Origin of the sequence: Prosthecobacter sp., from assembly GCF_044378005.1 — a bacterium.
Taxonomy (GTDB): domain Bacteria; phylum Verrucomicrobiota; class Verrucomicrobiia; order Verrucomicrobiales; family Verrucomicrobiaceae; genus Prosthecobacter.
Map to the genome: position 1 here is coordinate 1 of NZ_JBILYB010000218.1, position 6756 is coordinate 6756.

Genomic DNA, 6756 nt, shown 5'->3' on the forward strand with positions numbered 1-6756 from the left:
TTCCGCACGATTTAATGTAACGGCATCTTCGCTATCTTCGATTTTGAGTTCCTTGGTGATTCGGTGACGCTTCACACGTTGCGCCGTTAACGCCCTCACCTTGGCGGCATCACTGTTGTGTCGCTCGAAGTGAGGCATGGATAGCTTTCCATCCGATACCACAAGCCAACCAGCCGCCTGCAAAGCATCAGCAAACCCTTTGCGTCCCACCAATTTGTCCAAGAACTCTTTTGTAACGCCAAGATCGCTACCTGAAATCTTATTCACCGTGATCCAGGACCAGAGGCGAATGAGTTTTCCCACCACCATGTCGGCATCCATGCGGAGCTGCGTGGCAATGGCGCAGATCTCAGGTTTATCAGGGGTGGCGGTTTCGATTTTGATCCAAGGTCGTCTCATAAGATGATGCTTACCGTTTTGGAGCAGAGCAGCAATAACGTCAAGGCAACATACAAAGCGTTACATAAGACACCAAAGACAACCCACGGATGGGCTACGATGTCCCGCAAACTACGCGAGCAACTCTTCCAGCTCGCCCTCTCCAAGACCGGTCATGAGAGGTGAGTTCTCATCGAGCGTGGCCTCGATCAGTCCGCGTTTCTTTTGCTGAAGGGCAAGGATGCGCTCTTCCACCGTGCCGCGCATGGCGAGTCGATAGGCGGTGACGACACGCTGCTGGCCGATGCGGTGGGCGCGGTCGATAGCCTGGGCTTCGACGGCGGGATTCCACCACGGATCGAGCAGGATGACGTGATCGGCAGCGGTGAGGTTCAGGCCGTAGCCGCCAGCCTTGAGGCTGATGAGGAAGATCTTCCGGGCGGGGTCGCTCTGGAACTTTTTGACCTGGGCTTCCCGGTCGTTGCTGGAGCCGTCGATGTAGCCGTAGTCGATCTTCTTCTCGTCGAGCTTGGCGCGGACGAGTTTGAGGTATTGCACGAACTGGCTGAAGACGAGGACCTTGCCATCGGCTTCGAGGATGGCATCGAGCTTGTCGTTGAGCATCGGCCACTTGCCGGAGAGATCATCGGCATCGAGACCCGCCAGGGCATCGCCCTGAAGACCGGTGAGGCGGAGATCGCAGCAGATCTGGCGCAGGCGCAGCAGCACGGTGAACATGGTCATCTTCGCGCCGCCCTGGCCGGAGCGTTTGCGGGCGGCTTTGATCTCCTCGCGCCCTTCTTCGAGGACGCGGCGATAGACTTCGGCCTGAGCCGGAGATGGCTCGCACCAGAGGATCTGCTCGATCTTCTCGGGCAGGTCTTTGAGCACCTCGCGCTTCATGCGGCGGAGGAAGTAGGGGCGGAGGAGCTTCTTCAGGCGGTCGCTCGCGGCGAGACCGGCGGGGCTGTCGAGACCGTTTTGGATCGGCTGCTCGAAGCGCTCTTTGAAGTTGTCGCGACTGCCAAGATAGCCTGGCAGGGCGAACTGGTAGATGGACCAGAGGTCGCGCACGCTGTTCTCCACCGGCGTGCCAGTCAGGGCGATCCGGGCCTTGGCTTTCAGCGAACGAACCGCCTTGGAGGCATCGGTGTCGGGATTGCGGATGTAGCTGGCTTCATCGAGCAGGACGAGACGCCAGGGCTGCTTTTGCAAAGCATCCTGATCCCGCACGGTGAGCTGGTACGTGGTGATGATGACGTCAAACTCGGCAAGCTGGGAAAGCAGTCCCGAGCGGTTGCTGCCCTGGGAGACGGCGACTTTGAGATGCGGAGCGAATTTCTCGAACTCGGCCCGCCAGTTTCCGGTGAGGCTCTTCGGGCAGACGATGAGGGAGGGTAATGACGAATTCCCGAATGACGAATGACGAAGTTCACCGCGTTCGGGCTTTGCGTCATTCGTCATTCGTTCATTCGTCATTCCAGCGCGAAGAGCCACAATGGCAGCGATGCTTTGTACCGTCTTCCCGAGACCCATGTCGTCTCCGAGCACACCTCCACGCTCACTTTCCGCTAGGGTGATGAGCCAGCGGGTGCCGAGAAGCTGGTAAGGCCGGAGTTTCGGACCGAGATCGCCGAGGCGTGGCAGAAGGTCAGCTTCGTCGATGAGCTTCGAAGGCCCCGACGACTCGCCGAGGAAGTAGTCCGCGTGCAGGCCGCTGATGCGCGCACCATCGGCGGTGAGCTGAAGCGGCACATCGCGAAGCGTGTCTTCGAATTCCTCCACTCCGGCGAGGTCGAGCAGGTAGCGTTTGCCATTCTTCGCCGTGACACTGCGCAGGCCGCTGCGCACAAGACGCAAGACCTCGGCACGCGGCAGGCGGAAACCATCGGGGGCTTCATAGGCAAACTCCATCGCCAGCCAGTCCTGACCGCTGCGGCGGTCATCATCCGCTTCCCGGCGGTGGATCTGCGGAGTGATGCGGGCCACGCCGCGTGTGGCGGCACGCCAGCGTTCACCTTCGATCACCTTCATCTCACGGCGCAGGCGCGGGAGGTCGGTGGCGTAGAGTTGCAGCACGGACTCGGGCTTGGAGAGCTTCCAGACGAGCGTGTGGCCGCTGGCCTCGACTCGCGTGCCGAGCTGGAAGCCGAGTGACTCCATGAGCGCCATGAGCCGGGCTTCTTCCGACTCGTTGCGTAGATAAAAGAGACCCGTCGTGCTGGTGTCCTCAAAAGGGAACAGCGTCTCCGCCGCGCAGTGACGACCGCTTTCGCCGACGAGCCAGTCTTTGCCGCCAAACTCAGCTCGCAGCGTGGCCTCGACCGCCTGGAGCGAGCCATCCAGATGCAGCGTGAAGGTGCAGGGCACGGGCGCGCAATGGAAGTGCTCCAGACCCGCACCTCTCAGCTCGAGCTGGAAGGCATCGTTCAAAGCCTCGCGCTGCGAGATGAGCCAGCGCAGAGGTCGCCGTGTCGGCAGCTCGCGCAGCAAGGTCTCGCACTCCGGGCCGAGCGGAGGCAGTTGGAAAAGACTCTGCGTCTCACGGCAGAACCAAGTGCCGCTGGGGCGCGTCTTGATCAGCGGAAGCTGGCCATCACCAGCAAAACGTAGGCTGACCTCTCTCTCTCCGGGCTTCGACTCCGCCGTGATCAGCAGACGCACGGGCTCACGAGCGATGCTCAAAGGCAATCCACCGCCGCTCGGCTTGCCTGCGATCACACGCGGATGCTCGGCAGCGCTGCGGAGGAAGGCATCAAACACAGCGCTCGGCAGCGACATCGGCGCGCTTTGATTTCGAACGCCTTGCTCGGCAAGCCACGCCGCGAGGAGGGACTCCTCCCCTTCCCCACCGGGTGAATATCGGACATAAGTCCCCACCGGTTCACGCATGGTGCCCGTGAGCAGATTTTCCGGCAGAAAGATCGTGTAGGTGCCGGGAACTTTGAGAGGAGACGCGGAGACGCGGAGAGCTGGTGGCGCAGAGACGGGCTTCTTCTCCGCGTCTCCATGTCTCCGCGTCTCCGCGTCTTTCACTGGACCTCGCAGATGCATGAGCACCACGGCCAGCGCATGTTCACAAATCATCCCCCGCCTTGCCGTGGGGCAGGTGCAGAGATTCTCGACATCCGTGCGTGAGGTAAAAGACAGTCCGCTGGCAAACTTCGTCTTTCCACCACCGGCCAGACCTCGAATCCGGCCCTTCTCGGCGCTTTGAACCGTGACATGTCCGCCATCCACGAGGGCACGCGCCGCCTTCATGGCCTGCCAGCCACCGATCTCTCCGAGCCATTTCTCCGTGATTTCCATTTCTTTCTGGCGCGGTGGATGGTTCCTCTTCAAACTCACGTCAAGATACATATGAGGATCGTTGCCATCACCAATCAAAAAGGCGGCGTGGGAAAGACCACGACAGCCATCAACCTCGCCGCCTGCCTGGCCCAACGCGGCGTGCGCACGCTGCTCATCGATCTCGATCCCCAGGCGAATGCGACCAGCGGTCTCGGACTCGCGCAGGAGGATGGTGGCAGCCTTTATTCAGCCCTCGTGCTCGGCACCGATCCCCATACCGCCATCCGCAGCACCCGCATCCCGAACCTTTCCATCATCCGCTCCCATCAGGAACTGGCAGGCTGTGAAATCGAGCTGGCGCAAAGTGGCAATCATCTGGCGCGCCTCAAGGAAGTGCTGGAGCCCCTGCGGCAGTCGAATCACTTCGACTACATCCTGCTCGACTGCCCGCCTTCCCTCGGCGTGCTCATGACCTCGGCGCTCGCCGCAGCCGATGAATTGCTCGTGCCTCTCCAGTGCGAATACTTTGGCCTCGAAGGCCTGGGCAAGATCGTCGGCGTCGTGCAGCAGATCCGCGACTGCGGGGCCAATCCGAACCTGCTGCTCGAAGGCATCGTCATGACCATGTATGACTCACGCGCCAATCTCTCCCAGCAGGTGGTGAGCGACGTGAAGAACTACTTCGCCGAGATCATCTACAACGCCGTCATCCCCCGCACCGTCCGCCTCGGTGAAGCACCGAGCTTCGGCAAAGCGATCGTCGAGTATGAGCCCACCGGTCGAGGAGCCACCGCCTACCGCGCACTGGCCGAGGAATTCCTCGCCCGTCGTGCCGCGAAGATGGCCTCGTAGAACGACTTTCAAAGTCGTAAACTGGTGCCCTGAGTTCCAACTCTGGGGAGCAAGGCGAGATAAAATCTCGCCGCACCAGTTTACGAGTTACAAACTCGTTCTACGTGCGAGTTGAAAACTCGTTTTACGCCAGCGCCTTGATCAGCTTCCCGTGGATGCCGTCGAAGCCGCCGTTGCTGAAGATGATGATGACATCACCGGACTTGGTTTCGGACTTCAGGCGGGCGATGATGGCGTCGGTGTTGGCTTCGTGGAAGCAAGGATGACCACTGGCGCTGACGGCGGCGGCGACGGCGCTGACGTCCAGCCTTTCGTCGGCAGCGACTTTCTCGGGATTCGCCACGGCGGCGACGATGCTGCCATCGGCCTCCTTCAAGGCGGCGATGAGCTCGTTTTGCAGCACGTTGCGGCGGCTGGTGTTTGAGCGCGGTTCAAAGACGGCCCAGAGACGGCGGGCGGGATACTTTTGGCGGAAGCCGCGCAGGGTCTCGCGGATGGCCGTGGGGTGGTGGCCGAAGTCGTCGATGATGGTGATGCCATTCACCTCGCCACGCACGGTCTGACGGCGGCGGATGCCTCGGAAGCTCTCCAATCCAGCGCGGATCTCGTCATCGGTGAGGCCGGCATGACGGGCGGCGCAGACGCACATGGCGGCATTGCGGGCGTTGAATTCGCCGATCATCGGCACGGTGAAGGGCGCGCCATTGAGCGTGAAGGTGGTGCTGTCGGGCGCGGCCTCGGTGATGACGACGCGCTCGCTGCAGGTCTCGCCAGTGCCCACGGTTTTCACGGGGGCGTAGCTCTTCAAAGAGAGGCAGTTTGCGTCATCGCCATTGAGCAGGACGAGGCCATTGCGCGGCACGCTGTTGAGCAGGCGCTGGAAGGTGAGTTTGATGTCGGCCAGCGTCGGGAAGATGTCGGCGTGATCGAACTCCAGGTTGTTCACGATGGCGCACTCGGGCAGGTAGTGGAGGAACTTGCTGCGCTTGTCGAAGTAGGCCGTGTCGTATTCGTCGCCCTCGATCACGAAGAGATCGCTGTGATTAAAGCGGGCACCACTGGCGAGATTCTCCGGCACACCGCCGATCATGTAGCCGGGATCGCGGCCCGCGTTTTCAAAGATCCACGCCAGCATCGTGGTCGTGGTCGTCTTCCCATGCGTGCCGCTGACGACAAAGCTGCGCTTCCCCTGGATGACCTCGCGCCGCAGCATCTCCGCCATGCTCGTGTAGGGCAGACGGCGCTCAAGCATCGACTCCAGCTCTTCATTGCCACGGCTGATGGCATTGCCGACGACGAAGACGTCCGTGTTCGCCGGAAGGTTCGCGGCCTTGTAGCCCTCGGTCACCGTGATGCCCGCATCGCGCAACACATCGGACATGGGAGGATAGACCTTTTCATCAGAACCTGAGATCGTGTAACCGAGCTGACGCATGGCGACAGCCGTGGAACCCATGGCGGTGCCGCAGATGCCGATGAAGTGGAGGTGTTTGGACATGAAGGGGAATGACGAAATCCTAATGACGAATGACAAAGACTGAGATCAGAACTTATTCGCCTGAATCACATCCGCCGCGCCGCTGAGGTAGTTCACGAGGTTCAAAGTGGCTCGCATGGCCTGGCGGGGCACACTTTCGTAGGTGCGGCTGCCGATGTGGGGGGTGATGAGGGCTTTCGGGTGCTTCAGGAGCGGGTGATCGGCGGGAGGCGGCTCTTCGTCGAGGACATCGGTGGCGTAGCCGCCGACGGTGCCGGCATCGAGGGCGGCGATCATGTCGGGCATGTGGACGAGCTCGGCGCGGGAGGTGTTGATGACGAGCAGGCCTTTCTTTGCCAAGGCGATGCGGTCCGCGCGGACGAGGTGGCGGGTGCTTTCGCTGAGGTTGGCGTGCAGGCTGAGGACATCGACCTGGGCGATGAGGCTTTCGATGCTGTCGTGGCGGGTGACGGGGTGCTCTTTGGCGAAGGCTTCGGGCCAGTAGAGGTCCATGCCGTGGACTTCCATGCCGAAGGCGAGGGCGCGTTTCGCCACTTCCTGCCCGATGCGGCCAAGACCGACGATGCCGATCTTCTTGTTCCAGATCTCATTGCCAGTGACGCGCTTCCATTGGCCCTCACGGACGGCATTGGCGCTATCGATGAGGTTGCGCACGAGGGCGAGCAGGAGGCAGAAGGTGTGCTCGGCGACGGTGGTGTGGTTCACTCCGTGGGTGAAGAGGACGGGCAGCTTCCTCG

4 protein-coding genes and 1 pseudogene are annotated in these 6756 nt (G+C 61.4%); 1 reads left to right on the forward strand and 4 read right to left on the reverse strand.

Going from position 1 to position 6756, the window contains the following annotated elements; all coding sequences use genetic code 11:
- Both AC6FTP_RS24590 and AC6FTP_RS24595 read right to left on the reverse strand, forming a co-directional pair.
- Positions 1-399, reverse strand: a pseudogene (locus AC6FTP_RS24590) (DnaT-like ssDNA-binding domain-containing protein); the annotation flags it as partial.
- Between the two features lie 111 nt (positions 400-510).
- On the reverse strand, positions 511-3687 hold the full coding sequence (locus tag AC6FTP_RS24595) for a DEAD/DEAH box helicase (protein WP_497209551.1): 3177 nt from the start codon (positions 3685-3687) through the stop codon (positions 511-513).
- A gap of 51 nt (positions 3688-3738) precedes the next feature.
- On the opposite strand from AC6FTP_RS24595, the gene AC6FTP_RS24600 reads away from it, so the two are divergent.
- A complete protein-coding gene (locus AC6FTP_RS24600) occupies positions 3739-4521 on the forward strand; it encodes a ParA family protein (RefSeq protein ID WP_497209552.1) in 783 nt (260 codons plus the stop codon).
- 124 nt (positions 4522-4645) lie between these two features.
- Here AC6FTP_RS24600 and mpl read toward each other — a convergent pair whose 3' ends face one another.
- Positions 4646-6019, reverse strand: a complete 1374-nt coding sequence (gene mpl / locus AC6FTP_RS24605; protein WP_497209553.1) for a UDP-N-acetylmuramate:L-alanyl-gamma-D-glutamyl-meso-diaminopimelate ligase — start codon at positions 6017-6019, stop codon at positions 4646-4648.
- Positions 6020-6064: 45 nt separating this feature from the next.
- A partial coding sequence (locus AC6FTP_RS24610; protein ID WP_497209554.1) for an NAD(P)-dependent oxidoreductase occupies positions 6065-6756 on the reverse strand: 692 nt, incomplete at its 5' end.